The sequence below is a fragment of the Mesorhizobium sp. WSM4311 genome (assembly GCF_002295115.1).
Classification (GTDB): Bacteria; Pseudomonadota; Alphaproteobacteria; order Rhizobiales; family Rhizobiaceae; genus Mesorhizobium.
The window spans coordinates 233479-258815 of record NZ_NSFV01000008.1; the positions used below are offsets into that span (position 1 = coordinate 233479).

At 61.9% G+C, this 25337-nt stretch carries 28 protein-coding genes; 7 read left to right on the forward strand and 21 right to left on the reverse strand.

The window, feature by feature from the left end; genetic code table 11:
• Positions 1-57: 57 nt before the first annotated feature.
• The 7 genes from lpdA to CK226_RS22430 form a co-directional block, all read right to left on the reverse strand.
• Positions 58-1503, reverse strand: coding sequence for a dihydrolipoyl dehydrogenase (lpdA, locus tag CK226_RS22400; protein ID WP_095788723.1), 1446 nt, complete (start codon positions 1501-1503; stop codon positions 58-60).
• A gap of 16 nt (positions 1504-1519) precedes the next feature.
• Positions 1520-2155, reverse strand: a complete 636-nt coding sequence (locus CK226_RS22405; protein ID WP_095793094.1) for an SGNH/GDSL hydrolase family protein — start codon at positions 2153-2155, stop codon at positions 1520-1522.
• 19 nt (positions 2156-2174) lie between these two features.
• Positions 2175-2459 carry a hypothetical protein gene (locus tag CK226_RS22410; protein ID WP_245437816.1) on the reverse strand — a complete coding sequence of 95 codons (285 nt, stop codon included), beginning with the start codon at positions 2457-2459 and terminating at the stop codon, positions 2175-2177.
• Positions 2460-2473: 14 nt separating this feature from the next.
• A complete protein-coding gene (locus CK226_RS22415) occupies positions 2474-3850 on the reverse strand; it encodes a pyruvate dehydrogenase complex dihydrolipoamide acetyltransferase (protein ID WP_095793095.1) in 1377 nt (458 codons plus the stop codon).
• Positions 3851-3868: 18 nt separating this feature from the next.
• Complete coding sequence (locus CK226_RS22420; RefSeq protein ID WP_095775769.1) at positions 3869-5254, reverse strand: pyruvate dehydrogenase complex E1 component subunit beta; 1386 nt, start codon at positions 5252-5254, stop codon at positions 3869-3871.
• Positions 5255-5268: 14 nt separating this feature from the next.
• Positions 5269-6306: a pyruvate dehydrogenase (acetyl-transferring) E1 component subunit alpha gene (pdhA, locus tag CK226_RS22425; protein ID WP_095775770.1), complete on the reverse strand. Its 1038-nt coding sequence runs from the start codon at positions 6304-6306 to the stop codon at positions 5269-5271.
• 193 nt (positions 6307-6499) lie between these two features.
• The gene (locus CK226_RS22430; RefSeq protein WP_044550389.1) at positions 6500-6823 is read right to left on the reverse strand and encodes a septum formation initiator family protein; all 324 of its coding nucleotides are present in this window, start codon (positions 6821-6823) and stop codon (positions 6500-6502) included.
• A gap of 216 nt (positions 6824-7039) precedes the next feature.
• On the opposite strand from CK226_RS22430, the gene CK226_RS22435 reads away from it, so the two are divergent.
• On the forward strand, positions 7040-7558 hold the full coding sequence (locus CK226_RS22435; protein WP_095793096.1) for a MarR family transcriptional regulator: 519 nt from the start codon (positions 7040-7042) through the stop codon (positions 7556-7558).
• Positions 7555-8151, forward strand: a complete 597-nt coding sequence (locus tag CK226_RS22440; RefSeq protein WP_095775772.1) for a gamma carbonic anhydrase family protein — start codon at positions 7555-7557, stop codon at positions 8149-8151. Before CK226_RS22435 ends, CK226_RS22440 begins: the two co-directional genes overlap by 4 nt.
• Positions 8152-8321: 170 nt before the next feature.
• Here CK226_RS22440 and eno read toward each other — a convergent pair whose 3' ends face one another.
• Positions 8322-9596 (reverse strand): phosphopyruvate hydratase, encoded by a 1275-nt coding sequence (gene eno, locus CK226_RS22445; protein WP_095793097.1) that lies wholly within the window; start codon positions 9594-9596, stop codon positions 8322-8324.
• A gap of 199 nt (positions 9597-9795) precedes the next feature.
• Between eno and CK226_RS36030 the strand changes: the two genes are divergently transcribed.
• Positions 9796-9921 (forward strand): hypothetical protein, encoded by a 126-nt coding sequence (locus CK226_RS36030; protein ID WP_095775774.1) that lies wholly within the window; start codon positions 9796-9798, stop codon positions 9919-9921.
• A gap of 60 nt (positions 9922-9981) precedes the next feature.
• Here the strand turns inward: CK226_RS36030 and CK226_RS22455 are convergent, their stop codons facing one another.
• From CK226_RS22455 to CK226_RS36035, 6 genes are all read right to left on the reverse strand, one after another.
• On the reverse strand, positions 9982-10347 hold the full coding sequence (locus CK226_RS22455; RefSeq protein ID WP_032933411.1) for a PRC-barrel domain-containing protein: 366 nt from the start codon (positions 10345-10347) through the stop codon (positions 9982-9984).
• A gap of 83 nt (positions 10348-10430) precedes the next feature.
• Positions 10431-10634 carry a dodecin family protein gene (locus CK226_RS22460; RefSeq protein ID WP_095775775.1) on the reverse strand — a complete coding sequence of 68 codons (204 nt, stop codon included), beginning with the start codon at positions 10632-10634 and terminating at the stop codon, positions 10431-10433.
• Between the two features lie 86 nt (positions 10635-10720).
• The gene (gene kdsA / locus CK226_RS22465) at positions 10721-11581 is read right to left on the reverse strand and encodes a 3-deoxy-8-phosphooctulonate synthase (protein WP_095793098.1); all 861 of its coding nucleotides are present in this window, start codon (positions 11579-11581) and stop codon (positions 10721-10723) included.
• Complete coding sequence (locus CK226_RS22470) at positions 11578-12468, reverse strand: VOC family protein (RefSeq protein WP_095793099.1); 891 nt, start codon at positions 12466-12468, stop codon at positions 11578-11580. The genes kdsA and CK226_RS22470 overlap by 4 nt, the downstream gene beginning before the upstream one ends.
• 93 nt (positions 12469-12561) lie before the next feature.
• Positions 12562-12852 carry a Dabb family protein gene (locus CK226_RS22475; protein WP_095775777.1) on the reverse strand — a complete coding sequence of 97 codons (291 nt, stop codon included), beginning with the start codon at positions 12850-12852 and terminating at the stop codon, positions 12562-12564.
• 170 nt (positions 12853-13022) lie between these two features.
• Positions 13023-13157, reverse strand: coding sequence for a hypothetical protein (locus CK226_RS36035; RefSeq protein ID WP_257784390.1), 135 nt, complete (start codon positions 13155-13157; stop codon positions 13023-13025).
• Positions 13158-13438: 281 nt separating this feature from the next.
• Here CK226_RS36035 and CK226_RS22480 point away from each other — a divergent pair, with 281 nt between their 5' ends.
• Positions 13439-14695: a cyclopropane-fatty-acyl-phospholipid synthase family protein gene (locus CK226_RS22480; RefSeq protein WP_095775778.1), complete on the forward strand. Its 1257-nt coding sequence runs from the start codon at positions 13439-13441 to the stop codon at positions 14693-14695.
• A gap of 129 nt (positions 14696-14824) precedes the next feature.
• Here CK226_RS22480 and CK226_RS22485 read toward each other — a convergent pair whose 3' ends face one another.
• Both CK226_RS22485 and CK226_RS22490 read right to left on the reverse strand, forming a co-directional pair.
• The gene (locus CK226_RS22485) at positions 14825-16804 is read right to left on the reverse strand and encodes a bifunctional 2',3'-cyclic-nucleotide 2'-phosphodiesterase/3'-nucleotidase (protein ID WP_095793100.1); all 1980 of its coding nucleotides are present in this window, start codon (positions 16802-16804) and stop codon (positions 14825-14827) included.
• A gap of 149 nt (positions 16805-16953) precedes the next feature.
• A complete protein-coding gene (locus tag CK226_RS22490; RefSeq protein ID WP_095793101.1) occupies positions 16954-18219 on the reverse strand; it encodes an NAD(P)/FAD-dependent oxidoreductase in 1266 nt (421 codons plus the stop codon).
• 162 nt (positions 18220-18381) lie between these two features.
• Here CK226_RS22490 and CK226_RS22495 point away from each other — a divergent pair, with 162 nt between their 5' ends.
• Positions 18382-19032, forward strand: coding sequence for a 5-formyltetrahydrofolate cyclo-ligase (locus tag CK226_RS22495; protein ID WP_095775781.1), 651 nt, complete (start codon positions 18382-18384; stop codon positions 19030-19032).
• Positions 19033-19064: 32 nt separating this feature from the next.
• Here the strand turns inward: CK226_RS22495 and CK226_RS22500 are convergent, their stop codons facing one another.
• A complete protein-coding gene (locus tag CK226_RS22500) occupies positions 19065-19538 on the reverse strand; it encodes an Lrp/AsnC family transcriptional regulator (protein ID WP_095775782.1) in 474 nt (157 codons plus the stop codon).
• Between the two features lie 157 nt (positions 19539-19695).
• Here CK226_RS22500 and ald point away from each other — a divergent pair, with 157 nt between their 5' ends.
• The gene (gene ald / locus CK226_RS22505; protein WP_095775783.1) at positions 19696-20811 is read left to right on the forward strand and encodes an alanine dehydrogenase; all 1116 of its coding nucleotides are present in this window, start codon (positions 19696-19698) and stop codon (positions 20809-20811) included.
• A gap of 212 nt (positions 20812-21023) precedes the next feature.
• Positions 21024-22328 (forward strand): outer membrane beta-barrel protein, encoded by a 1305-nt coding sequence (locus CK226_RS22510; RefSeq protein WP_095793102.1) that lies wholly within the window; start codon positions 21024-21026, stop codon positions 22326-22328.
• A gap of 229 nt (positions 22329-22557) precedes the next feature.
• Here the strand turns inward: CK226_RS22510 and CK226_RS22515 are convergent, their stop codons facing one another.
• From CK226_RS22515 to sseA, 4 genes are all read right to left on the reverse strand, one after another.
• The gene (locus tag CK226_RS22515; RefSeq protein ID WP_095775784.1) at positions 22558-23025 is read right to left on the reverse strand and encodes a DUF1203 domain-containing protein; all 468 of its coding nucleotides are present in this window, start codon (positions 23023-23025) and stop codon (positions 22558-22560) included.
• 180 nt (positions 23026-23205) lie between these two features.
• Positions 23206-23763: an OmpA family protein gene (locus CK226_RS22520; RefSeq protein WP_095793103.1), complete on the reverse strand. Its 558-nt coding sequence runs from the start codon at positions 23761-23763 to the stop codon at positions 23206-23208.
• Positions 23764-23863: 100 nt separating this feature from the next.
• A complete protein-coding gene (locus CK226_RS22525; protein ID WP_095775786.1) occupies positions 23864-24427 on the reverse strand; it encodes a GNAT family N-acetyltransferase in 564 nt (187 codons plus the stop codon).
• A 5-nt stretch (positions 24428-24432) separates the two neighbouring features.
• Positions 24433-25329, reverse strand: coding sequence for a 3-mercaptopyruvate sulfurtransferase (sseA, locus tag CK226_RS22530; protein ID WP_095793104.1), 897 nt, complete (start codon positions 25327-25329; stop codon positions 24433-24435).
• Between the last annotated feature and the right edge of the window lie 8 nt (positions 25330-25337).

Here is a 25337-nt window from a genome sequence, read left to right on the forward strand (position 1 = left end):
CTGCCTTGCCGTCGAACTCCTGCGGCTTTCGCGGTTGAGTCTCTTGCGGCGAATCTATCATGCGTTCAGCGCGCGGCCATAGGCGTCGAGCACGCTCTCCTTCATCATCTCCGACAGCGTCGGATGCGGGAAGATGGTGTGCATCAGCTCTTCCTCGGTCGTCTCCAAGTTCATCGCGACGACAAAGCCCTGGATCAGTTCGGTCACCTCGGCGCCGACCATATGGGCGCCGAGCAGCTGACCGGTCTTCTTGTCGAAGATGGTCTTGATGAAGCCCTGATCCTCGCCAAGCGCGATCGCCTTGCCGTTGGCGGCGAACTGGAAGCGGCCGACGCGGATATCCTTGCCTTCGGCCTTGGCCTTGGCTTCCGTCAGGCCGACGGAGGCGACCTGCGGATTGCAGTAGGTGCAGCCGGGGATCTTGAGCTTGTCGATGGCGTGCACGCCGGGGAAGTTGGCGATCTTTTCCACGCACACAACGCCCTCATGCTCGGCCTTGTGGGCAAGCATGGGAGGGCCGGCGACATCGCCGATGGCGTAGATGCCGGGTACGTTCGTCTTGCCGTAGCCGTCGACGACGACGCAGCCGCGGTCGGTCTTCACGCCGAGCGCTTCAAGGCCGAGATTCTCGATATTGCCCTGGACACCGACGGCCGAGATCATGCGGTCGGCGGTGATCTTCTCGACCTTGCCGTCCTTCATCTCGACATGCGCGGTGACCGAGTTGGCGCCCTTCTCGACCTTGGTCACCTTGGCTTCGAGAATGATCTTCATGCCTTGCTTCTCGAACTGTTTTTGCGCGAATTTCGAGACTTCGGCGTCCTCGACCGGCATCACCGCCGGCAACAGCTCGACCACCGTCACCTCGGCACCCATGGTGCGGTAGAAGGAAGCAAATTCGATGCCGATGGCGCCCGAGCCCATCACCAGCAGCGATTTCGGCATCTCCTTTGGCACCATGGCCTCGAAATAGGTCCAGATGAGCTTGCCGTCCGGCTCGATGCCGGGCAGCGCGCGCGGCCGCGCGCCGGTCGCCAGGATGATGTGCTTGGCGGTGTAGGTGCCCTCGCCCTTGACGCCCTTCGGCACCGGCGGCTGCGGTTCCATCGGCTTCTTGGCCGTCTTGGAGACGACGACCTCGCCGGGTTTCGACAGCTTGGCTTCGCCCCAAATGACGTCGACCTTGTTCTTCTTCATCAGGAAGGCAACGCCGCCATTGAGCCGCAGCGAGACTTTGCGCGAGCGATCAACGACGGCCGAGGTGTCGACGCTGACCTTGCCGTCGAGCTTCAGGCCATAGTCCTTCAGATGGTCGGAATAGTGCATGATCTCGGCCGAGCGCAGCAGCGCCTTGGTCGGAATGCAGCCCCAGTTGAGGCAGATGCCGCCGAGATGTTCGCGCTCGACGATGGCCGTCTTGAAGCCGAGCTGGGCGGAACGTACCGCCGTGACATAGCCGCCGGGGCCGGAGCCGATGATGATGACGTCGTAGTTCTCAGCCACGGATTTTCTCCTTCAATCACAATTCCAGCATGACGCGCACGACCGATGTCAGCGTCTTGCCGATGTTTCGCGTGTTTTCGGCATCGAGATGGACGCCGTCGAGGGGTGTGGTTTGCGCCACCGTGCCGGCATCGAAGAAGCCGCAGCCGACTTCGTCGGCGAGCGCCGCATATTGCGGGGCGAGCTGCTTCGACGCCTCGTCGCCGCCGGCAAACATGTCCCTGAAGTCGGCATTTTCGGTGCGGCTTACAACGGGCGGCGACACAATGAGTATCTGTGGCGCCGGCCAGTCGAACGGATAGTCATGACCGCGCACGATGTCGATCAACCGTTGGATGCCTTGCTTGGCCGCGACCGGATTGCCGTGGATCCAAGGCTTCATGTCGTTGGCGCCGAGCATGATGACGATCAGATCGATCGGTGCATGCGTCGTCAGCACCGTCGGCAACAGCCGCGCGCCGTTGCGATCGGCACCTGCCAGATGGTCGTCGAAGGCCGTGGTGCGGCCATTGAGTCCGTCGGCGATAACCTGGACGCCACTGCCCAGGCCGGCCTGCAGGACGCTTGGCCAGCGGTCTTCCAGCGCATGACGCCCGCCTTCGGCGTTGTAACCCCAGGTCAGCGAGTCGCCGTAGCAAAGCACCGTCTTCATGCGTTCACCTGTGCATTCATCAAACCGCGCCCCAACCGCCAGCGTACGAACAGCCAGTGGACCAGCACCGTGGCCAAGCTTGGCAAGACCAGGCCGGCGACGAGTCGATGATCGCGGGTGCATTCGAAAAAAACTTCGCAACGAAAAACACAATCGTCACGACAATGGTGACAAGCGCGGACGCCATGAACACCAGAATGTATTCTTCCCGGGCTTCCGTTGCGGTGGCCGGTCCCAGCGCCGTCAGACCGCCGGCAAACCAGGAAATGAAAAAGGCGAAAAGGCTGGTGAAGAACTTCCGCACAGCCTTTTCCTTTCCTAGACCAGCATGCCCATCGGGTTCTCGATCAGCCGTTTGAAGGTGACGAGCAGTTCCGCGCCGAGCGCCCCGTCAACCGCGCGATGGTCGGTCGACAGCGTCACCGACATCACGGTGGCGATTTTGATCTCGCCATTCTTGACCACCGCCCGCTCCTCGCCGGCACCGACCGCCAGGATCGTCGCATGCGGCGGGTTGATTACGGCGGCAAAATCCTTGATGCCGAACATGCCGAGATTGGAGACGGCCGTCGTGCCGCCCTGATACTCTTCCGGCTTCAGTTTGCGGCTGCGGGCGCGGCTAGCCAGGTCCTTCATCTCGTTGGAGATGGTGGACAGCGTCTTTTCATCCGCATGCCGAATGATCGGCGTGATCAGGCCGCCGGGGATCGACACGGCGACGCCGACATCGGCATGCTTGTGCTTGACCATGGCGCTTTCGGTCCACGAGGCATTGGCATCCGGCACCGCCTTCAGCGCCATCGCCATCGCCTTGATGACCATGTCGTTGACCGACAGCTTGTAGGCAGGCACGTCACCCTTCTCGGTCTTTTTCATTGGTGCGGCCGCATTGATCTGCGTGCGCAATGCCAGCAACGCATCGAGTTCGCAGTCGAGCGTGAGGTAGAAATGCGGGATGGTGGACTTGGCCTCGACCAGGCGACGCGCAATGGTCTTGCGCATGTTGTCGTGCGGGACGAGTTCGAAGGAGCCGGGTTCAAACAGCTTCAGCACCTGGTCGTCCGACATCGCTTTCACCGCCGGAGCAGCGGCGGCAGGTGCACCGGCAGGAGCCTTGGCGGCGGGCTCAGCCCTGGCCCCGCCACCGGCAATCGCGGCATCGACATCGGCCTTCACCACGCGGCCATGCGGGCCGGTGCCGGTCACGGCTGACACATCGACGCCGGCTTCCTTGGCGATACGGCGTGCGAGCGGCGATGCGAAGGTGCGCTCGCCAGTCGCATGGCCATTGGCGACCGGAGCCGGCTCAGCCTTCGGAGCGGCTGCGGCAGCAGGTTCAGCCTTTGGTGCCTCAGCCTTTGGTGCCTCAGCCTTGGGAGCGTCCGCTTTCGGCGCTTCGGCTTTCGCCGGTGCGGTACCGCCACCGCTTTTCGCGGCGGCGCCCGCATCCTCGCCCTCAGCGGCAAGCACGGCGATCAGCGCGTTGACCTTGACGCCTTCGGTGCCGGCGGGAACGACGAGCTTGGCGACCGTGCCCTCGTCGACAGCCTCGACCTCCATCGTCGCCTTGTCGGTCTCGATCTCGGCGATGACATCGCCCGGCGAAACCTTATCGCCTTCCTTGACCAGCCACTTCGACAGATTGCCCTCTTCCATCGTGGGCGAGAGCGCCGGCATGGTGATGTTGATTGGCATTTTGTCCTCCCGGCCGGTTCAGCGATACGTAACGGCTTTGACTGCCTCGATGACCTCGCCGACATTCGGCAAGGCCAGCTTTTCGAGGTTGGCCGCATAAGGCATCGGCACATCCTTGCCGGCAATGGTGATGACCGGTGCGTCGAGAAAATCGAAGGCGCGCTGCGACACCTGGTTGGCGATATGGTCGCCGACCGAGCTCTGCGGATAGCCTTCTTCGACCACGACAAGCCGGTTGGTCTTCTTGACCGAAGCGATGATGGTGTCGAGGTCGAGCGGGCGGACGGTGCGCAGATCGATGATCTCGGCGTCGATGCCCATGCCGCGCAGTTCGGCTTCGGCCTTGACCGCGTAGGTCATGCCGATGCCGAAGGAAACGATGGTGACATCCTTGCCTTGCTTGTGGATGCGGGCCTTGCCGATCGGCAGCACGAAATCATCAAGCTTCGGCACGTCGAAGGATTGGCCGTAGAGGATTTCGTTCTCGAGGAAGATGACCGGGTTCGGGTCGCGGATGGCTGCCTTGAGCAGACCCTTGGCGTCGGCGGCCGTATACGGCATCACCACCTTCAGGCCAGGAATGTGGCTGTACCACGCGGCGTAACACTGCGAGTGCTGGGCGGCGACGCGGGCAGCAGCCCCGTTCGGTCCGCGGAACACGATCGGCGCGCCCATCTGGCCGCCGGACATGTAGAGCGTCTTGGCGGCCGAATTGATGATCTGGTCGATCGCCTGCATGGCGAAGTTGAAGGTCATGAACTCGACGATCGGCTTCAACCCGGCCATCGCCGCACCGACGCCGACGCCTGCAAACCCATGCTCGGTAATCGGCGTGTCGACGACGCGACGCGGCCCGAACTCCTGCAGCAACCCTTGGGTGATCTTGTAGGCGCCCTGGTATTCGGCGACCTCCTCGCCCATGACGAAGACATCGCCGTCGCGGCGCATTTCCTCGGCCATGGCATCGCGCAGTGCTTCGCGCACCGTGGTCGAGACCATCTCGGTGCCCGCGGGGACATCCGGGTCAGCGGCAATCTCGGTCTTCGGCGCCGCCGCGACAGGTGCCGCGGCCTCGTTCTTCGCCGCAGTTGGCGCCGGCGCAGCCGTTTCAGCCTTGGCGGGCTCTTCGCCAATACCTTCGCCGGCCTTGTCGGTGTCTTCGCCGTCAACCGCAAGCACGGCGATCACCGCGTTGACCTTGACGCCTTCGGTGCCGGCGGGAACCACGATCTTGGCAAGCGTGCCTTCGTCGACGGCTTCGACTTCCATCGTCGCCTTGTCGGTCTCGATCTCGGCGATGACGTCGCCGGCGACGACCTTGTCGCCCTCGTTCTTCAACCACTTGGAAAGATTGCCCTCTTCCATGGTCGGCGAGAGAGCGGGCATGAGAATTTCGATCGGCATGTCCTGGCCCTCCCTCACAATACGATATCGGTCCAGAGCTCGGACGGATCCGGCTCCGCATCGTTCTGGGCAAATTCGGCGGCGTCGGCGACGATGTCGCGAACCTCCTTGTCGATGGCCTTGAGTTCGTCCTCGGTCGCCCATTTCTTCTCGGTCAACCGCGCCTTGACCTGTTCGATCGGGTCATGCTCGGAGCGCATCTTCTGCACTTCTTCCTTCGAGCGGTATTTCGCAGGGTCGGACATCGAGTGACCACGATAGCGATAGGTCTGCATTTCGAGAATGATCGGCCCGTTGCCGCCGCGGCACCATTCGGTCGCCTGATCGCCGGCGGATTTGACCGCGCGCACATCCATGCCGTCGACCTGAATGCCGGGAATCTTGAACGAGGCGCCACGATGCGAAAAATTGGTTTCGGCCGACGAGCGCGACACCGAGGTGCCCATGGCGTAGCGATTGTTCTCGATGATGTAGATCACCGGCAGCTTCCACAGCGAGGCCATGTTGAAGCTTTCATAGACCTGGCCCTGGTTGGCGGCGCCGTCGCCGAAATAGGTCAGCGAAACGTTGTTGTTGTCGCGGTAGCGGTTGGCGAACGCCAAGCCCGTGCCGAGCGACACCTGCGCGCCGACAATGCCGTGGCCGCCGTAAAAATGCTTTTCCTTGGAGAACATGTGCATCGAGCCGCCCTTGCCCCTGGATAGGCCGCCACGGCGTCCGGTCAGTTCGGCCATGACGCCGCGCGGGGAAAGCTCCATGGCCAGCATGTGGCCGTGGTCACGATAGGCCGTGATCATCTGGTCGCCATCGATCAGCGCCATCTTCATGCCGGTGACGACAGCTTCCTGGCCGATATAGAGATGGCAGAAGCCGCCGATGAAGCCCATGCCGTAGAGCTGGCCGGCCTTTTCCTCGAAGCGGCGGATGAGCAGCATGTGCCGATACGCGGCAAGCTCCTCATCCTTGGTGAATTCAGCAGGCTTGGGCGCGGAAAGCCCTGATTTGGCTTCGGATTTGGATTTGGCAGGCGCTTTTCTGGCTGCGGTGGCCATGCATCACTCCCTGTTGGCGTCTCTTTGCGGACATTAGGGCAGGATGAAATCCGCCCTGGGAAGATCAGCTCTCCCCACCGATTTATGCAAGGCTAACACGCGTTAGAGCGTTGCGCCATGACGAATTTGCATAGCTGGCATGCGCCTAAGCGATTAAAATCATTGAAAATATTGCCGATTAACTGAAATTCAGTTATTTCGACGAGGCCGGCAGCATGATGGTGATTTCATCGGCCTGGGACAGATTGAGCGCCCTGCGCGCCTGTTCGTCAAGCATGTCCTTCTCCAGCGTGCCGTCATGCATCAGCCGAACGCGCCGTTCGAGTTCCATCCGGCGCGCCTTGATCGCATCAAGCTGAGCCTGCAGAGCAACGGTCTGGGCTTCCAGCTGATATTTCGAATTGATGCCGAACTCGCCGTGATAGGCATGGAAGCCGAAATAGGCGAGAAACACCACGCAAAGCGAGGGGATGATCAGCCGGCCGGTATTTCTCTGCTTGTGCTGACGCGTCCACATGATCCGAATCCCCGCGGCCGCGAACTCATGCGGCTCGCATCTTTTTCGCCCGATTGTGCTTAACGGACGGTTACGTGCCGTGGGGTTTGGCGAGCGGGGCATGACCTGGCCCGGCAAGTTGCATCCGGCCGTCGTTTTTTTTCAATCCTTTGCAGTCGTGCAGCTTGCATGCGGAAAAGCGGTTGACGTTCTGCCGAAATAACATATGCATACGCTATGCAATTATTGGACGCCAACAAACTCGGCGCGCTCGGCGCCATGATTCGCGACAGGACGGAAGCCTCGTTGAGAGAGCTTTCACCAAGCGCTGCGGCGGTGCTGTCGATGCTGCATTTCAAACCCGGGTTGACGACGACAGAACTCGCCGAGGTCGTCGGCGTCAGTCAACCGACAGCCGTGCGTTTGATCGACGGCCTGGAACGGCAGGCGCTGATAGTGCGTGGCAGCCCGGTGGGTCGCGTCACTCCGCTGTCGCTGACGGAGACTGGCCACGACCAGGTAAGGGAAATGCAAGCTCTTCGGCTCGCCGCGCTCGACGGATTGCTGTCTGCGCTGCAGCCGGACAAGCGGCGGCACTTTGCTTCCATGCTGGACGAGATCCTTGCCGGCGCGACGACTTCCCGCGCTTTCGCGAGAACAACGTGTCGCCTCTGCGAGCATGACCTTTGCGGGCATGAGATTTGCCCGATCGGCTGCCGCGCGGCTGAGATCGAGAGAGAGGAGAGCGAGCGATGATCGTTTCTTATGCAGGGCATTCGCCTGCGATCGACACCGATGCTTGGGTCGCCCCGGATGCCACAGTATGTGGCGATGTCGTCATTGGCGCTGGCAGCCGGATCATGCACGGCGCCCGCCTTGTGGCGGAGGCTGGCGGCTCAATTCGCATTGGCCGCGACTGTATCGTGTTGGAAAATGCAGTGATCCGGGCCACAGCGAGTCATCCTTGCACCATGGGGAACCATTGCCTTGTAGGCCCTAACAGCCACGTGGTTGGCGCGGAAATCGGCGATGACGTTTTTGTCGCTACAGGCGCGGCGGTGTTCCATGGTGCGCACGTAGGCCGCGGATCGGAAGTCCGCATCAATGGCATCGTTCACCTGCGTACCCGCCTCGAACCTGGTACGGTCGTACCGATCGGCTGGATTGCCGTCGGCAATCCAGCTCAGATTCTGCCTCCGGACCAGCATGAAGCGATCTGGTCTCACCAGAAACCGCTCGATTTCCCAGGCTTCGTCTACGGTGTCGAGCGAGACTCGCCGGATATGATGCAGAAAATCACTGCAGACCTCTCGTTGGCGCTAGGCGTGCATCGCACGGAAAGCGCTTGAGCGCTTCCCGCCACAGCAGAAGCGTTCCAGTTCGAGCTCGGCAGCGCATGTCGCCCAAAGCTTGCTCATGGGCCAGGACCGAGGGTGCGCAGCGCGTCACACGAGGCCGTGTGACGCGCGTTGGCGGCAGCGAATGACCCGCCTACACATTCCCTGGAATTTGGCCCGGATCAGGCCTTCCATACCGACTTGCCGGCGTAACTCGCCTGCTTGCCAAGCTCTTCCTCGATGCGGATCAGTTGGTTGTATTTGGCCATGCGGTCGGAGCGCGAGAGCGAACCGGTCTTGATCTGCCCGCAATTGGTGGCGACGGCGAGATCGGCAATGGTCGAATCCTCGGTTTCGCCCGAACGGTGCGACATGACAGCGGTGTAGCCGGCCTTGTGCGCGGTCTCGACGGCATCGAGCGTTTCCGTCAGCGAGCCGATCTGGTTGACCTTGACCAGGATCGAATTGGCAACGCCCATGCGGATGCCGTCGCGTAGACGCGCCGTGTTGGTGACGAAGAGGTCGTCGCCGACCAGCTGCGTCTTCTTGCCGATCAGGTCGGTCAGATACTTCCAGCCTTCCCAGTCGTCCTCGGCAAGGCCGTCCTCGATCGAGATGATCGGATAGTCGGCGGCGAGCTTGGCGAGGTACTTGGCCTGGGCCTTGGGATCGCGCGTCTTCTTCTCGCCGTCATAGACGTAATTGCCGTCCTTGAAGAACTCGGTGGCGGCGCAATCGAGGCCGAGCGCGATTTCCTCGCCCGGCTTGAAGCCTGCCTTTTCGATCGATTCCATGATGAAATCGAGCGCCACCGGCGCGCTCTTCAGGTTCGGGGCAAAGCCGCCCTCGTCGCCGACATTGGTGTTGTGGCCGGCATCCTTCAGCTTCTTGCGCAGTGTGTGGAAGATTTCCGAGCCCCAGCGCACGCCTTCGCGCAAAGTCGGCGCGCCGACCGGTAGGATCATGAATTCCTGGAAGTCGATCGGATTGTCGGCATGGGCGCCGCCATTGATGATGTTCATCATCGGCACAGGCAGGATATGCGCCTTGGTGCCGCCGACATAGCGATAGAGCGGCAGGCCGGCCGCGTCGGCAGCAGCCTTCGCCACCGCCAGCGAAACGCCGAGAATGGCATTGGCGCCGAGCCGGCTCTTGTTGGGCGTGCCGTCGAGCTCGATCATGGTCTGGTCGATATGGATCTGGTTCTCGGCTTCCATGCCGCCGATCGCCTCGAACAGCTCGCCATTGACCGCCTCTACGGCCTTGAGCACACCCTTGCCGAGATAGCGGGCGCCGCCGTCGCGAAGCTCGACGGCTTCGTGGGCGCCGGTCGAGGCGCCCGACGGCACCGCGGCGCGGCCCATCGAACCGTCTTCGAGTACGACATCGACCTCGACGGTCGGGTTTCCACGGCTGTCCAGGATTTCACGTCCGACAATGTCGATGATGGCGGTCATTGCGATGTCCCCGATTGATCTGACGAAAGGTCGCGCCCGTCTTAGCCAAAGCGACGCAAAAGGCAATCCGGCCATGGCCGAATAGTGTCACCAGCCCGATTCACGAAGCGCAAATTTCTGTCATCATAAGTCATGCGCCCGGACATCCATTTCGGGTTATGGCTGTTGTCGCGCGGGGCGAAACAGGAGGAGTTTCGCCATGTCCGAGTTGAGCGGTATCGTGAGTTTGTTCCTGATCGCGGCGGCGTTGCTGACGTCGTGCGACACACAGCAATCGCCGCCAAAGGCCCTTGCGCCTTTGTCGGCGTTGAGCACCAGCGAATAGGCGTTCGTGTTGAATAAAAAAGGACCCCGTCGAGACGGGGCCCTTTTGATTGCGGTTGCATCAATGCCAGTAGGGCGTGACCTTGTAATACTCATAGGATGCGTCTCGCGCCGCCTCGCCATCCGCGCCGGCCAATTCGTTGATCGAATAGGCGGGTGCTGCTTTCAGCTGCTCCTTCGAGAAGGGCACGACATAACCGCCCCTGTTCTCGTCGTAGTCGAGGCTGGCCCAGGGAATGGCGTGGTACTTCTCGCCGATGCCTAGAAAACCGCCAAAGCCGATCACCGCGAACATGATGCCGTTCGACGTCTTGTCGAGCATGATGTCCTCGATGCTGCCGATGCTCCTGCCTTCAGTATTGTAGACTGACGTGCCGATGACGCGCGAAGCGGCTATGGCTTCGGTGTGGCCTGTCTGTGTTGTCATAATCTGCTCCTCGTTGTCGTTGAACTCTGCTTTGACAATGAGGGGCGCGGGTGAAAGTTCCCGACTTTTTCGGCGTCGGCCAATCACTCCGCGAGGATGAAAGTCACCTTCATGTTGACGCGATAGGCAACGATCTTGCCGTCCTCGACGACGATCTTCTGATCCTGGATCCAGGCGCCTTCCACGTTCTTCAGGGTTTTCGCAGCGCGGGCGATTCCCTTCTCGATGGCGTCCTGAAAGCTCTTCTTCGACGACGAGGTGATTTCGGTGACGCGGGCGACGGACATGGCTTCCTCCTGGCAACACGCTCATTTGCCGGCCAAGCGTACAACCGGCCCCTCCCGACCACAAGCACGGGCAGGAAGCGCAGGGCTCAGCGGCCCTTCGCGATCCGGTCGAAAGCCATCAGCCTTTCCAGGAGGGCCGGCATATTCTTCAGCGGCAGCATGTTGGGCCCATCGGAAGAGGTCGAATTGTCAGGATCCTGATGGGTCTCGATGAAGACGCCGGCGACACCGACGGCTACGGCCGCACGGGCCAGCGTCTCGACAAAGCGGCGCTCGCCACCGGACGAGCCACCCTGCCCGCCTGGCTGCTGGACCGAATGCGTGGCGTCGAAGATCACCGGCGCGCCGATCTCGGCCATGACAGGCAGCGCGCGCATGTCAGACACCAGCGTGTTGTAGCCGAAGGACGCGCCACGCTCGGTGGTGAGCACATTGGCGTTGCCGGAACCGGTGATCTTGGCGACCACATTCTTCATATCCCAGGGCGCGAGGAACTGCCCCTTCTTCACGTTGATGACCTTGCCCGTTTTCGCGGCGGCGACCAGCATGTCAGTCTGGCGCGACAGAAAGGCTGGGATCTGCAGCACATCGACATGCGGCGCGACGATCGCGCACTGTTCCTCGGTGTGGACATCGGTCAGCACGGGGAGCGAAAATTCCTTGCGCAACTCGTCGAAGACCGGAAGTGCGGCGTCCATGCCGGCGCCGCGCGTTGCCGACAGCGAGGTGCGGTTGGCCTTGTCGTAGCTGGTCTTGTAGACGAGGCCGATGCCGAGCTTGGCAGTCAGTTCCTTCAGCGCGCCGGCCATGTCGAAGGCATGCTGGCGCGACTCGAACTGGCATGGGCCGGCGATCAGCGCCAAAGCCGCCTTGTTGTCGAACACGACATTACCGACCGTTACCGACGAATTGGGTGCCATCGAATTGGGCACTTGGGGCTTGTTCATTGTATCTCCCGGAAGATGAAAGCCGCGCCCTGTCCGGATGCCGGCCGCACGACAATATCAGTGCCCGCTATATCGTGCTGGACAGCTTTGGCTGCAAGCAGGCTCGACGTGGCATCGATGCTGCGGACAGCAAAGACGATCGCGGCGAAGCGCAGCTTTGTGGACGAACCCGCCGGAATGCCAAAGCGAGCGGTGAAGAATTTGGGGTCGAGCACGCTCAAGGTTGCGTTTGGCAGGAAAAACGCCCCGCCCTCGCCGCTGGCAGCAGGATCGTTCGCCGCGATGGACACCAGCCTATGCTGTTCGGCGGGCTGGTCGCTGATCGCCACCACCTCCAAAATGCCGGTGGCGCCATTGGCGTGGGCCTGCAAAGCCGTACGGTCCAAGTCAGGCGCATTGATCCGCTGACAGGCAAACAGGAACGCGTCGGTTGCTCCGCGGGTCGCAGCAAAGGCGAGCTTGAACGATGCGATATCGCTCTTGCCCGACGTATCGGCGAAAGCGCGCGAAAAGCTCAGAATGTCTCCCGCCGACAGACCGGCGCCGACAAAGCGTGCATGGTCGGCATCGGCATTGTCGGTCGCCAGGACCACAGCCGAAAACCCCTCATCGCCACGGCTGTCGCGATAGAGGCGATCGCGCGCGACGAAGACGTTGCCGGCGGCCGTCGCATCGATCGCTGCCTGCTCATCGCCAATCGCGAGCGGCTCCAGATAGGTGCCGTCGGCGAGGAAGACGCAGCAGTTTACCGTTCCAAAGGGATGGACACCGGTCGGCGCAACGACGAAGCCCAGCGCAGTGAGCCGGGCTCGCGCCACCTCGAGGTTCTGCGTCGGCAGAACGAGATGGTCAAGCGGATGCGTGCCGGTGGTTGGTCTGTCGGTCATCGGGCGCGGTGTGCATCATTCGGGAGCGCGGTTCAAGGCCGTTTCCGGTCGGCGGCCGCAGGCACTTGTCGAGATCCAGAACCGCGCCCGGGATCAGCTGCCGGCGACGACATCGGCGGAATAGCGCAGTTCGCGTAACGGTTTGACCTTGGCTGTGGTCTGCGCATAGAGCGGATGCGCCTTGTAGGCGGCCAGCGCCGCGTCGTCGGCGAACTCGGCGTAGACGACGACATCAATTTCATCCGACAGCGGGTCGACCTTGGTGTTCAAAGTGACCTCGAAGAAACTGGAATGCGGAATTTTGCCGAGTGCCAGCAGGCCGGTGCGCACCGCCTCCACATCCTCCTTGCGCCGCGCGCTGAAGAAAACGATATGCCGGATCAATCCCGCCTCCTCGATCTGAATGCCGGGGTCTTTTGTGATGGCGGTTTCGTCGCGTCAACCGTTCATGGCGCCACGCGTCCTTGCGACGCGCCCCAAACGATGCGGGTGCCAATCCCGCGGCGCCGGGCACGTCGTGCGACGCGCCAGGCTGCGCTCTTCGGGAGGGAAATTCAGGCCTTGCCGGTCACGTAACGCACGACGTGGTTGAGCTCCCTGACCGAGATGTCGAGATACCGGCCCTGGTTGTAGAGACCGTCCCAGATCAGGAAAAACGCGATTGCCGCAATGACGATTACATAACGCATGGCTAAAGCTATCGCACATGCGCTGCGACGGCCATAGACGTTTTGGATCGTGGACAGCAGCAACTTGACGCAAGGCGCCGATGCCAGACGCCACGTGGCACAGCCCAGCCAGTGGCCTGCCTCTTGAAGTTCCCCCTCATCACGTGGAAGATTGTGGCAGGCATTCACTGGGAAGCACTGGGAGCTACCTGGACAGGCAAGGCTTTCGAACCTGGCGAATGATCCAAGAGAACCGTGACCCGGCAATTTGCGCCGGCACCACGGAAATCCAGGGGCGTGAAATGGCAGACGGGGACCATCAAAGCGTAGCGCCGGGCGAAGCGGTCAGGCTCGACGAGTTCAATTTCGCCGAGATCGTCAAGGGCCTGCCCGCCAAGGCGCGCATGGTGCTGTCGGCGGCAATGAACCTGCCGCGCGGTTCGCTCAAGGTCAGGATGCCGGATGGCCGCGCCGTTCTGGTTGGCGGCAAGGGGCCCGGCCCGGACGCCGAGCTGGTGCTCAAGAACTGGCGCCTGCCAGGCCGCGCCTTTTCCGGCGGTACGATCGGCGTTGCCGAATCCTACATGGACGGCGATTGGGAAAGCCCCGACGTCACCAGCTTCCTGGAATTGTTCGTGGTCAATTCGGCGATCGGCGAACGCGTCGCTGGCGGCGCCAGCTGGCTCATCAACACCGTCCAGCGCATCCGCCACTGGTTCAACGAGAACACACGCACCGGTTCGAAGCGCAACATCTCGGCGCATTACGATCTCGGCAACGCCTTCTACAAGGAGTGGCTCGATCCGAGCATGACCTATTCCTCGGCGCTCTACGCGAATGGCGCCAACGACCTGGAGAGCGCCCAGGCCGCCAAATATCGGGCGCTGGCCAGGGACACGGGTATCGGCGGAAAGGACCATGTGCTGGAGATCGGCTGCGGCTGGGGCGGTTTTGCCGAATTCGCGGCACGCGAAATCGGCTGCCGCGTAACCGGGCTGACGATCAGCCGCGAACAGCACGATTTCGCCAAGGCACGCATCGCCAAGGCCGGGCTTGCCGACAAGGTCGACATCAAGTTGCAGGATTACCGCGACGAAACAGGGACTTACGACCGAATCGCCTCGATCGAGATGTTCGAAGCGGTCGGCGAGAAATACTGGCCGGTGTTCTTCTCGAAGATGAAGTCCTGCCTGAGGCCCGGCGGCACCGCGGGCCTGCAGATCATCACCATCAACGAGGCCTCCTACGACACCTATCGCGCCAGGCCGGATTTCATCCAGCGCTATGTGTTCCCGGGCGGCATGCTGCCAACACCGTCGATCCTGAAGGCGCTCGGCAAGGACCATGGCCTCGCGCATCTGTGTGAGCGCGTGTTTCCCAACGACTATGCGCGCACGCTCGCCGAATGGCGCAACCGCTTCTGGGGATCCTGGGAGAAGATCGTGCCTCTCGGCTTCGACGACCGCTTCAAGAAGCTCTGGGAGTTCTACCTGCACTATTGCGAAGCCGGTTTCCGCGCCAGCTACATCGACGTGCGGCAGGTGGTCTACAAGGCGTAGGCTTTACACGCGTCGGTATCATTTGCCTGCGGCAGACGCCGATACCCCGCAACCAACGGAAGCCGCCGTTTCGCGACCAAGCCCACGCTTGTATGGCGTGGGCCTGTCTCCAAGGGATCGCCGATACCCTCAAAGAAGGATGCGATATTTCGCAAACCCTGCTTCGCCCTCGCCCGCCGGTTCGATCTTCAGCGCCTTCACATCGGCAATGAAATCCTTTGCCTTTACGCCTGTCTCGAACACGACGCTGGTTCCCGGCAGTGGTGCGAACGACCAGTTGCCGTCGGCCGACGGGTTGATCGTGCCCTGGCTCACAATGTAGCGAACGATGACGTCGCGGTTGGTGTCCGGCGCCTCGTAGATGATCTTCGAGGCATTGATGTCGGGGAAATTGCCGCCGCCGCCGGCACGGTAATTGTTGGTCGCAACGACGAATTTCTGATTGGAATCAATTGGTTTGCCGGCGAACATCAAGTCGACGATGCGATTGGCGCCGGCATTTGCCACTCCGCCCTTGGTGTCATATTTCGGCGGCTGCGCGAGATCGATCTTGTAGGAGACGCCATCGATGACATCGAAATTGTAGGACGGGAAATCGGTGTTTATGAGAGCCTGGTCGGCCTTCCCCACCTCTATCCTGTTGAAAATGCCGGCCGACATCTCCAGCCATTCCTTCACCTGGGCCCCCGTGATCTCCACGGCCCGCACGGTGTTCGGGTAGAGATAGAGGTCGGCGACGTTCTTGATGGCGATGTCGCCGGCCGGCACGTCGGTGTAGTAGTCGGCGCCGTTGCGCCCGCCCGCCTTGAAGGGAGCAGCGGCCGACAGCAGCGGCACGTCCTTCCACTGCGTACTTTTGAGAATATCCTTCAAGTACCAGGTCTGCGCCTGGCTGACGACCTGCACCGACGGATCGTCGGCGACCAGCGCGAAATAGGAATAGAGCGGCGCGGAGGTCTTGCCGACCGGACGGCGCACATAGGTCAATGTCGCCTGGTGGTCCTGTTCGAGGGCGGCGATGATGCGCTTGTCGTCGGGGACAGTCGGCTTGTTCTTGTTGTCGACGCGCTCGAAGATCGGCCGCGCTTCGGAGGTCGCGGAGACAACCTTCCATTTCGATCCGTCACGTTCCAGCATCAGGTCGATCAGACCCATATGCGAGCCCCAGAAACCGCCCATCACAGCGGGCTTGCCCTGCAGCGTGCCTTTCTGCGTGTCGACGCCTTCGAGCGACTGGAAGTCCTTCTTGCCGGGGAACACCAGATGCTGGTGGCCGGTGAACACGGCATCGATGCCATCGACGCCGGCAACGAAGAACGAGGCGTTCTCCATCATGTCGCCCTGCTTCACGTCGATGCCGGAATGCGAGAGCGCGATGACGATGTCGGCGCCCTCTTCCTTCATCTGAGGCACCCAGGCCTTGGCCGCCTCGACGATGTCTCGCGTCTTGACGTTGCCTTCGAGATTCTTGAGATCCCAGACCATGATCTGTGGCGGCACGAAGCCGATGATGCCGATCCTGATCGGCTGTTCGGCGCCCGAACCGTCCTTGATCTTCTTGTCGAGGATCACATAGGGCTTGAGATAGAGCTTGTCGTCGCGCGGGTTGGCGGCAAGCTCGGTGCCGCGGATCAGATTGGCGCAGACGAAGGGGAAATTGGCGCCCGCCAGCACCTTGTCCAGGAAGGAGAGGCCGTAGTTGAACTCGTGGTTGCCGAGCGTCGAGCACTCGTAGCCCAGCAGGTTCATGCCTTTCATGATCGGATGCAGATCGCCGTCCTTCAGGCCCTTCTCGTAAGCGATGTAGTCGCCCATCGGGTTGCCTTGCAGCAGGTCGCCATTGTCGATCAGCATCGAATTGACGGCTTCCTTGCGCACCGCGTCGATCAGCGACGCCGTGCGCGAGAGACCCATCGTGTCGTTGGCTTTGTCGGCGTAGTAATCATAAGGCAGCACGTTCACGTGGATGTCGGTGGTCTCCATGATCCGAAGATGCGCCTGGTTGGCTTGAGCGCGGGCGGAGAAGGGATGAAGCACGATCAGCGCCCCTGTGGCTGCGGCGCCGGCGAGGAAACCGCGGCGGGAGACTGGCTGGAGCAGTTGCGACATGTTTTCTCCTCATTGACGACGTGACACGCCCTGCCCCAAGCGAACTTCGCGCCGAAATCAGCTCAAGTCCATTCAAGAAGTCGCGCGCATCCGCACGTCAATCCATCAGCACCAGATGACGGGCGGATGAATGGGACAGCAAAGAAGAGTCAGGTCTTGTCGTTGTCACCCTGGGTGATCAGCCGGGCGCTGCGCTGGCCCGTCACGTAGATCCATAGCCAGCTCAGGGAAACCGCAAGTCGGTTGCGGAAACCGATCAGGAAATAGATGTGCGCGATGCCCCACAGCCACCAGGCGAGCCAGCCCGTGAGCTTGATCCAGCCGAAGTCGATCGCGGCGGCGCGTTTGCCGATCGTCGCCAGATCGCCGGCATGTTTGTATTGAAATGGCCGCGTGGTGTCGTCACCGCCGAGCCTGGACTTGATGGTCGCGGCGACGTGGCGACCCTCCTGCTTGGCGGAAGGCGCCACGCCGGGTACCGGCCGTCCATCGGGCCGCAGCACAAGGGCGGCGTCGCCGATGACGAAAATCTCCGGGCTGCCCGGCACGCTGAGGTCAGGCTCGACGAGCACCCTGCCCGCGCGGTCCGCCTTCGCTCCCAGCCATTCGGCGGCGGGCGAAGCGGCAACGCCAGCTGCCCACAGGATCGTTCGGGCTGCCAGCTGCTTGTCGCCAAACACGACACCTTCGGCGTCGCAGCGTGTGACGGCCCGGCCGAGCTCGACCGTCACGCCGAGCCGCTCGAGCGCCTTGCTGGCATAATCTGAGAGTTCTGGCGCGAAATTGGCCAGGATGCGGTCACCGGCCTCGATCAGCACCACGCGCGTTTGCCGCGTGTCGATGTTGCGGAACTCGCCGCGCAGCGTGTCGTGCGCCAGCTCGACGATGGTGCCGGCCAGTTCGACGCCAGTCGGCCCGCCGCCGACGATCGCAATGGTCAGCAGCGCCTGGCGTCTGGTGGGATCGGTTTCCCGCTCCGCCTGCTCGAAGGCCGTGAGAATGCGCCGGCGAATGGTGGTGGCGTCCTCCAGCGTCTTCAGGCCTGGCGCGAAAGGCTCCCATTCGTCGTGGCCGAAATAGGCGTGACGGGCGCCGGTGGCGAGCACCAGCGTGTCATAGGCGACTGTGCTGCCGTCGTCGAGCAATACGCGTTTGCCGGTACGGTCGACGCCGGTGACATTGGCCAGCAGCGTCGTCACGTCCTTGCGTTTGCGCAGAAGATGGCGGATCGGCCAGGCAACCTCGGAGGTCGCCAGCGCGGTCGTCGCCACCTGGTAGAGCAGCGGCTGGAAAAGATGGTGGTTGCGCTTGTCGATCATGGTGATGCGCACGGGCTGTCCAGCCAGCGCGTGGGTGAGTTCGAGGCCGCCGAACCCCGCGCCGACGACGACAACATGGTGGCTGACCTGGTTCATCTCGTTCACCCCAATGGCAAGATGCCTGTCCCGGATGTAGGTATTTTTGTGCAATGCAACAACAGAAGGATAGTGCCCGGGACTCGCCGTCCCATGTCGTGAATGCACAAGTTGTATCGTGTCGCGAGGTATAGCGTCACCGAATACGCTATGAGGTGACGCATGGCCAACAATCATGACGACCAGGGTCCGGCACAGTATGCCTCGCCGCCCTGTTTCATGCATGAACTCGATCCGGAATTCCGGGCGCCGCTGTCCGACTGGACCGATGTGCGGCGCTGGCGCAAGGCCGAACGCGAGCGGCTGATCGCAGCCCGCCTTGGAGTTTCGGCCGACGCGCGAACGGCAATGTCCCGGCGCATCGCCGAAGGGCTCGACACGATCATAGGCGAGATCCGCGGTCGCATGGTCAGCCTTTACTGGCCGTTTCGCGGTGAACCGGATCTGCGGCCATGGATGGCGTCCGTCAACGAGCGCGGCGGCAGCACGGCGTTGCCCATCGTCGTCGAGAAAGGGCACCCCCTGATCTTCCGTGCCTACAAACCGGGCGACCGATTGGAAAAGGGCGTCTGGAATATCCCGATCCCGGCCGAGGGCGATCCGGTGCTGCCGGACATCGTCATCGCGCCGATCGTCGGCATTGATCCGGCAAATTATCGCCTGGGTTATGGCGGCGGCTTCTTCGACCGCACGTTGGCCGCCATACCGTCCAAGCCGCTGGTCATCGGCGTCGGCTACGAACTGCAGCGCATCGCCACCATCTATCCGCAGCCGCACGACATTCCGATGAATCGGATCGTCACTGAAGCCTGAAGCCTGTTTAGAGCAAGGTCAGGCCGGCAAGCTCAAGCCATCTCCGGCTTCATGCCCATGGCGGTGCGGTCGACGATTTCGCGCAAAGCGAAGGACGAGTTGATCTTGGTCACATGCGGCATCGCCGACAGCCATTCCTTGTGGATGCGCTCATAGTCGACCAGGTCTTTCGCTGCGATGCGCAGGATGTAGTCGTACTCGCCCGACATCAGGTGGCAGGACAAGACATTGGGGCAACGCTTGATGGCTGCTTCGAAATCCGACAGCGTCTTCTCGAACTGGCCCGACAGCGATATATGCACGATGGCCGTCATCCGATGGCCGAGCGCGGCATTGGACAGCCGGGCGTGGTAGCCACGAATGGTTCCGGATTTTTCCAAATTATCGAGCCGGCGCGAACAGGCCGACTGCGACAGGCCAACCTTCTCCGCGAGCGCCGCATTGGGTATCCTGCCGTCCTTCTGCAAAGTCTCAAGAATGGCGATATCGATCCTGTCGAGCGGCATTTTTCGTGAATCCTGCGAATATCCTGCTATTTCGCGCAAGGATTATCGAAACCTGCCTGTCCGCGCAAGCGCATTCGCAAACACTTGCGAGCCGATTCATGGTTCACTCCGACAATACAGGGAGTGAGCCCAAAAGGGCCCGGATCAGGAGAAGAAAATGCGCGTCGGCTGCCCCAAGGAAATCAAGAACCACGAATATCGTGTCGGCCTCACACCAGGCTCGGTCCGCGAATATGTGGCGCACGGCCACGAAGTTCTGGTCGAAGCCGGCGCCGGCGCCGGCATCGGTGCCGATGACAACGCCTATCGCGCCGCCGGCGCCAGCATCGCCAAGACCGCCGCCGACGTGTTCGCCAAGTCGGACATGATCGTCAAGGTCAAGGAGCCGCAGCCCAATGAGTGGGTTCAGCTGCGCGACGGCCAGATCCTCTACACCTACCTGCATCTGGCTCCGGATCCGGAGCAGACCAAGGGCCTGCTCGCTTCGGGCGTCACGGCGATCGCCTACGAAACCGTGACCGACGATCGTGGCGGCCTGCCGCTGCTCGCGCCGATGTCGGAAGTCGCCGGCCGCCTGTCGATCCAGGCCGGCGCCACGGCGCTGCAGAAGGCCAATGGTGGCCGCGGCGTGCTGCTCGGCGGCGTGCCCGGCGTGCTGCCCGGCAAGGTCACCGTGCTCGGCGGCGGCGTCGTCGGTCTGCACGCGGCCCGCATGGCCGCCGGCCTTGGCGCCGATGTCACCATCATCGACCGCTCCATCCCGCGCCTGCGCCAGCTCGACGACCTCTTCGCCGGTCGTGTGCACACCCGCTACTCCACCGTCGAGGCGCTCGAGGAAGAATGCTTCTCGGCCGACATCGTCGTCGGCGCCGTGCTGATTCCCGGTGCCGCAGCACCGAAGCTCGTCACCCGCGAAATGCTGTCGGGCATGAAGAAGGGCTCGGTGCTGGTCGACGTCGCCATCGACCAGGGCGGCTGCTTCGAGACCTCGCATGCGACGACTCACGCCGAGCCGACCTACGAGGTCGATGGCGTCATCCACTATTGCGTCGCCAACATGCCAGGTGCGGTGCCGGTCACTTCGGCCCACGCCCTCAACAATGCGACGCTGCACTACGGCTTGCAGCTCGCCGACAAGGGCCTGAAGGCGCTGGTCGACGACCATCACCTGCGCAACGGCCTCAATGTCCACAAGGGCAAGATCACCAACCGGGCGGTCGCCGAAGCGCTCGGCTACGAGTTGGTCGAGCCGAAAGCTGTTCTGGCCGCCTGATACACCCAGAAAAAGTCAACTTGCTATTGTTGCCCGCCGGTCCACGCCGGCGGGCTTATTATTGGCCGATCTAGGGCGGTGGCCTGGTTACTGGGCAGAACAGTGTCAGCCGCAGGTTTTGGTTTGCCCAAAACTGTTGCACATTTGTCATTCCTAATCTGACCGACTCCCTGCTAGAGACGCGGTGGGTTTATTGATTAGGGGTTTGGGCTATGTTTCTTCGCGTTTCCGCGAAATCTTTCCTTTTAAGCGCAGTTTCTGCAGTGGCTTTGATGTCTGCCGCGCATGCTGCCGATGTGGTGCAGCCGGTCGAGGCGTCCGGTCTCAACTGGAGTGGGCTGTATGTCGGCTTCGGTGTGGGTGCAGGTGCCAACGTTCATAAACTCAGCAGCGACTTTATTCCGATTTCACTGAACGGCATTGGCGGTGAGGGTGTTTACGGCGAGCTGACCGCTGGTTACGACTATATGGTGTCTCCCCGCTTCCTGCTCGGCGGATTGCTGGACGTCCACGTGGGCGATATCAAAACCAAGATCGATGCCGCCGGTTTCAACGCCTCGATCCAGGAGACATACGGTTTCGACGCTGGCCTGCGCGTCGGCTATCTGTTTACCCCGAACACACTGGGCTACGTGCTCGGCGGCTATTCCTGGCAGAAGTACAAGCTCGATACCAATGCTGGCTTCGGCTTTGATTGGGACCAGAGCGGCTACTTCGTCGGCGGCGGCATTGAAACGGCCATCAACAGCAACTGGACGATCAAGACAGAGTACCGTTATACGCGCTTCGGCACCAAGGGGGACCTCCTCTCGGAGGCCGGCCTTATCGGAGCTCCGGATGGCCTTCTCAACCTCGATACGTCGCGGCATACGTTCCAGATTGCGGCCAACTATCGTTTTGGCGCCCGGAATGGCGGCGGTGCTACTTTTGAAACCCCTGCATACAACTGGACCGGCTTCTATATCGGCGGCGCGGCTGGCGCGGGTGCGTCCGTGCACCAGATCGAAATCCCGCCGCTCGGCGGCGCCAAGTTCAATGGCCTCGGTGGCGAAGGCGCGTTTGGCGAGTTGAACGTTGGTTACGACCAAGACTTTGGCAACTGGGTTGCAGGCGTTATGGTCGACGCCCGCTACTCCGGCATGACCTCGAAGCTGGACCTTGGCGGCGGATCGATCAATGTCGACACCGACTACGGTTTCGACGTGCTCGGCCGCGTCGGCATGAAGATGAACGAATCGACGCTTGCCTACGCACTGGCTGGCTACAGCTGGCAGCATTTCGACATAAATGCTTCCGACCCGATCGGCGATATCCTCGACTGGGGTTCCAGCGGTTTCTCGGTTGGTGGCGGTCTGGAAACGGCAGTGTCCAGCAACGTCACGGTCGGTGTCGAGTATCGCTATTCGCAGTTTGCCAAGAAGGATTTCTCGTCGGAGTTGGGGCTGCCCGACGACTCCATCACATCCACTTCTTCTTTCCATACCGTGCGTCTCGGCGCGAAGTACAAGTTCAACTAAAGCTCTCCAGGTAAAAGTTGCGGCCCGCCGGCCTAGCCGGCGGGCTTTTTTTGCGCTGAAGGCTTTTGCGCTGGACCCAAGCAACAAAAAAGCGGAGCCAAAGCCCCGCTTCCTCGGTATCGAGATTGCCGCCGGTTCATCCGCGGTCGGCCAATCTATCGACAATCGCGTTCTATCGCATCTATGCGACGGGAGTACGACAGGCTTCCCGAGCGCAGTCCTTTGCGTTTCAGGCCCGCTCAATCCGGCACTGGTAGCAGTTGTTACGCGCCGAGCGGACATGCACATAGGCGATGTCGTCGCGCTCGAACAAAGTCTCGGCCCGTGCCGCAATCGCTTCGGTAGGAATGACCCCGCCACTGCCGTAGACGATTCGATCATCCCTGCCATAGCCGCGCACGATGTAGTCCGGGCTTTCGAGGACCTCGGGAAGCAATTCGGTCTCGGCCGCACGCTCGCACTCTTCCGCATGCAGAAAGATCGGCCCGGTTTCAGCATAGGGCTGAAGCTCCGGAAAGGGGCGGTAGGCAAGGATGAGATAGGCATCGCCGGCGGCGATGTTCTTCAGGCAATGCCGGCAAGGCATGCCGTCGCCGTCGGAAATCCTCCGCTCTGGCCTCTGGCCGTAAGCGTCGAGACCGCCGCGTTGCAGCGTCCTGACTTGTTCGCTGGGTAGCGCCTTGAACTGAATGGCCATGATGAAAACCTCCGGTTTGCTGACCGGAAATTATGTGCTCGGGCCAATGTTTCCCACCCGATTCTTGCTAAGGGATCGAGGGACCGATCCGATGTCGGTCCCTCCCATAGATCAAAAAGCATCATCGATAGGGCCGACCGATTAAAACAAGCCAGCTAATTAAAGTTGATCGAACCTGGTTCACCGAATGAAATCGTCGAAGCGTCGCAATGTCACCCTGCGATTCTGCCAGTTTTCGTTCTGCGTCGGCACGAGCAGGAACTCCTCGCCGTAGCCCACGGTTTCCAGGGCATAGCCGGGCACGCCGAATTCGCGCACCAGCGTACGTTTCAACGAAGCGGCCCGTCGTTCGGAAAGGATCTGGTTCGACTGGAAGGAACCGACGGCATCGGTATGCCCTTCGATCAGCACGCGGGCGCCGGGATCGCGGCGCAGGATGCGCCGCAGCGCGTCGGCGATATTCTCGATCTTGTCGTATTGCGAACTGGAAATAGCCGCCGAGCCGAAGGCGAAATTGATCGACTGGATGTCGATCGAGCGCGCCATGCGGCGCAAATCCGGCCGGCGCTTGAATTCGCGGATGGTGACACGCTCGTTGGGCCGCAGCCTCACCCGGGGTGCCGCCTCGAGCTTGCGCTCGATCGTCGCGGCCGAAGGCGTCGTCGCCTGGGCGGCGGCAAGGCTCGGCATGGCGATCGCTGCGATCAGCGCGGCGACGAGTGTACGGCGTGTCAGCATATCTATTTCTCCTTCGGCCTCGGCCGCATTGATGATGCGGGCAAGATGCCAAAGGCAGGCTGAAGCGCCGATGAACGGCCGGTTCAGGTTCCGGCCAATGTCACGGGCGCATGACGCTGGCCGAGCGCTCGGCGAAAGGCAGCGGATGCACGACCTCGTTCTTCTGCGCGACCGGCTTGAAGCCGAGCTTCTGGTAAAGCGGCAGAGCTGCCGGATGGTCCAGCGTGCAGGTCTGCACCGTTACCCGTTTTGGCCCATGCGACCAGGCGGCTGAAATCGCCGAACCCAGGAACCAGCGGCCAATGCCTTGCCCGGTGGCATGTTCCATCATGCCGAAATAGGCGAGTTCGACTTCATCAGGCAGATGCGGCTTGAGGTCAAAGAAGCCGGCAGGCGCGCCGTCGAGGTAGAGCACCCTGATGTCGCGGTCCTCGCGGTGGATGCCGGCCGAAAGCTCCTCATCGTCCAGCCTGAGAACATTCACCCAATGCCATTTGCGCCCGACCCGGTCCATCAGATAGCGATAGAAATGCAAGGGGATGTCCCTGGTCTTCAGCAGCGCGATCTGGCGGTTGTAGGGCACTGGCGGGGAGACCGCAGGAGGGGCATGCATTTCGAGAAAAGTCACCGTGACTTCAATGTCCTGCAGCACACCGTTTTCCATCGCGTTCATTCCTTGCCGCCCTTGGCGGGGCCGGTCTTGGCGGGGCCAACCGTCGCGGGGCCGGTCACGACAGGCGTATCGGAGAGCCCGCCCCATTCCGTCCATGAGCCGTCATAAAGCCTGTTGTCGGTGTGGCCAAGCGTCTCCAGCGCGAGCGTAACCACCGCGGCGGTGACACCGGAGCCGCAAGACGTGACGACGGGCTTCGACAGGTCGATGCCGGCGTCCTCGATCACCTTGCGCAAACGGTCCTTCGACAACAGCATGCCGTTTTCCGACAGTGCGGAGTACGGCACGTTGCGTGCGCCCGGCATATGGCCGGAGCGGACACCCGCGCGCGGCTCGGGCTCGACGCCGGTGAAGCGGCCGGGTCCACGGGCATCGGCAATCTGGCTGGCGCCGGTCTCGACGATCCCTCGCATGTCGGCGAGGCTGGCGACGCGGCCGGCGTCGAAATCGGCATGGAACACGCTTGGCGCGATCTTCGTCGGCTCAGACGTTACCGGGCGGCCGGCCGCCTTCCAAGCGTCGAAACCGCCATCCAGGATATAGGTCTGGAAAACACCCATGATGCGGAACATCCACCATGCCCGGGGTGCCGAGAAGAAACCCGGACCATCATAGACGACAATGGTGTCGTCGGCGGACACGCCCATCGCACCGACATATTGCGCGAAATGCTGAGGCGAAGGCAGCGTGTGCGGCAAGGCAGCGTCGGGATCTGACACCGCGTCCTGGTCCAGGAAGCGGGCGCCTGGAATATGGGCGGCATCGTATTCGGCGCGCGCGTCGCGCTTTTGCGCCGGCAGGTACCAGGACGCGTCCACGATGGTCAGGCCGGGCTCGCCCAGGCGCGCCTGCAGCCAGTCCGCGTCGACGGTGAAAGGACTGTCTTCGGCCATTCTGGTTC

What these genes read in the sequence shown, in the direction of transcription:
- CK226_RS22405 (WP_095793094.1), bottom strand. Translation starts at nt 2,155, where the DNA reads ATGAAGACGGTGCTTTGCTACGGCGACTCGCTGACCTGGGGTTACAAC.
- CK226_RS22415 (WP_095793095.1), bottom strand. Translation starts at nt 3,850, where the DNA reads ATGCCAATCAACATCACCATGCCGGCGCTCTCGCCCACGATGGAAGAG.
- CK226_RS22420 (WP_095775769.1), bottom strand. Translation starts at nt 5,254, where the DNA reads ATGCCGATCGAAATTCTCATGCCCGCTCTCTCGCCGACCATGGAAGAG.
- pdhA (WP_095775770.1), bottom strand. Translation starts at nt 6,306, where the DNA reads ATGGCCACCGCAGCCAGAAAAGCGCCTGCCAAATCCAAATCCGAAGCC.
- CK226_RS22430 (WP_044550389.1), bottom strand. Translation starts at nt 6,823, where the DNA reads ATGTGGACGCGTCAGCACAAGCAGAGAAATACCGGCCGGCTGATCATC.
- CK226_RS22435 (WP_095793096.1), top strand. Translation starts at nt 7,040, where the DNA reads ATGCAATTATTGGACGCCAACAAACTCGGCGCGCTCGGCGCCATGATT.
- CK226_RS22440 (WP_095775772.1), top strand. Translation starts at nt 7,555, where the DNA reads ATGATCGTTTCTTATGCAGGGCATTCGCCTGCGATCGACACCGATGCT.
- eno (WP_095793097.1), bottom strand. Translation starts at nt 9,596, where the DNA reads ATGACCGCCATCATCGACATTGTCGGACGTGAAATCCTGGACAGCCGT.
- CK226_RS36030 (WP_095775774.1), top strand. Translation starts at nt 9,796, where the DNA reads ATGTCCGAGTTGAGCGGTATCGTGAGTTTGTTCCTGATCGCGGCGGCG.
- CK226_RS22455 (WP_032933411.1), bottom strand. Translation starts at nt 10,347, where the DNA reads ATGACAACACAGACAGGCCACACCGAAGCCATAGCCGCTTCGCGCGTC.
- CK226_RS22460 (WP_095775775.1), bottom strand. Translation starts at nt 10,634, where the DNA reads ATGTCCGTCGCCCGCGTCACCGAAATCACCTCGTCGTCGAAGAAGAGC.
- kdsA (WP_095793098.1), bottom strand. Translation starts at nt 11,581, where the DNA reads ATGAACAAGCCCCAAGTGCCCAATTCGATGGCACCCAATTCGTCGGTA.
- CK226_RS22470 (WP_095793099.1), bottom strand. Translation starts at nt 12,468, where the DNA reads ATGACCGACAGACCAACCACCGGCACGCATCCGCTTGACCATCTCGTT.
- CK226_RS36035 (WP_257784390.1), bottom strand. Translation starts at nt 13,157, where the DNA reads ATGCGTTATGTAATCGTCATTGCGGCAATCGCGTTTTTCCTGATCTGG.
- CK226_RS22480 (WP_095775778.1), top strand. Translation starts at nt 13,439, where the DNA reads ATGGCAGACGGGGACCATCAAAGCGTAGCGCCGGGCGAAGCGGTCAGG.
- CK226_RS22485 (WP_095793100.1), bottom strand. Translation starts at nt 16,804, where the DNA reads ATGTCGCAACTGCTCCAGCCAGTCTCCCGCCGCGGTTTCCTCGCCGGC.
- CK226_RS22490 (WP_095793101.1), bottom strand. Translation starts at nt 18,219, where the DNA reads ATGAACCAGGTCAGCCACCATGTTGTCGTCGTCGGCGCGGGGTTCGGC.
- CK226_RS22495 (WP_095775781.1), top strand. Translation starts at nt 18,382, where the DNA reads ATGGCCAACAATCATGACGACCAGGGTCCGGCACAGTATGCCTCGCCG.
- CK226_RS22500 (WP_095775782.1), bottom strand. Translation starts at nt 19,538, where the DNA reads ATGCCGCTCGACAGGATCGATATCGCCATTCTTGAGACTTTGCAGAAG.
- ald (WP_095775783.1), top strand. Translation starts at nt 19,696, where the DNA reads ATGCGCGTCGGCTGCCCCAAGGAAATCAAGAACCACGAATATCGTGTC.
- CK226_RS22510 (WP_095793102.1), top strand. Translation starts at nt 21,024, where the DNA reads ATGTTTCTTCGCGTTTCCGCGAAATCTTTCCTTTTAAGCGCAGTTTCT.
- CK226_RS22515 (WP_095775784.1), bottom strand. Translation starts at nt 23,025, where the DNA reads ATGGCCATTCAGTTCAAGGCGCTACCCAGCGAACAAGTCAGGACGCTG.
- CK226_RS22520 (WP_095793103.1), bottom strand. Translation starts at nt 23,763, where the DNA reads ATGCTGACACGCCGTACACTCGTCGCCGCGCTGATCGCAGCGATCGCC.
- CK226_RS22525 (WP_095775786.1), bottom strand. Translation starts at nt 24,427, where the DNA reads ATGGAAAACGGTGTGCTGCAGGACATTGAAGTCACGGTGACTTTTCTC.
- sseA (WP_095793104.1), bottom strand. Translation starts at nt 25,329, where the DNA reads ATGGCCGAAGACAGTCCTTTCACCGTCGACGCGGACTGGCTGCAGGCG.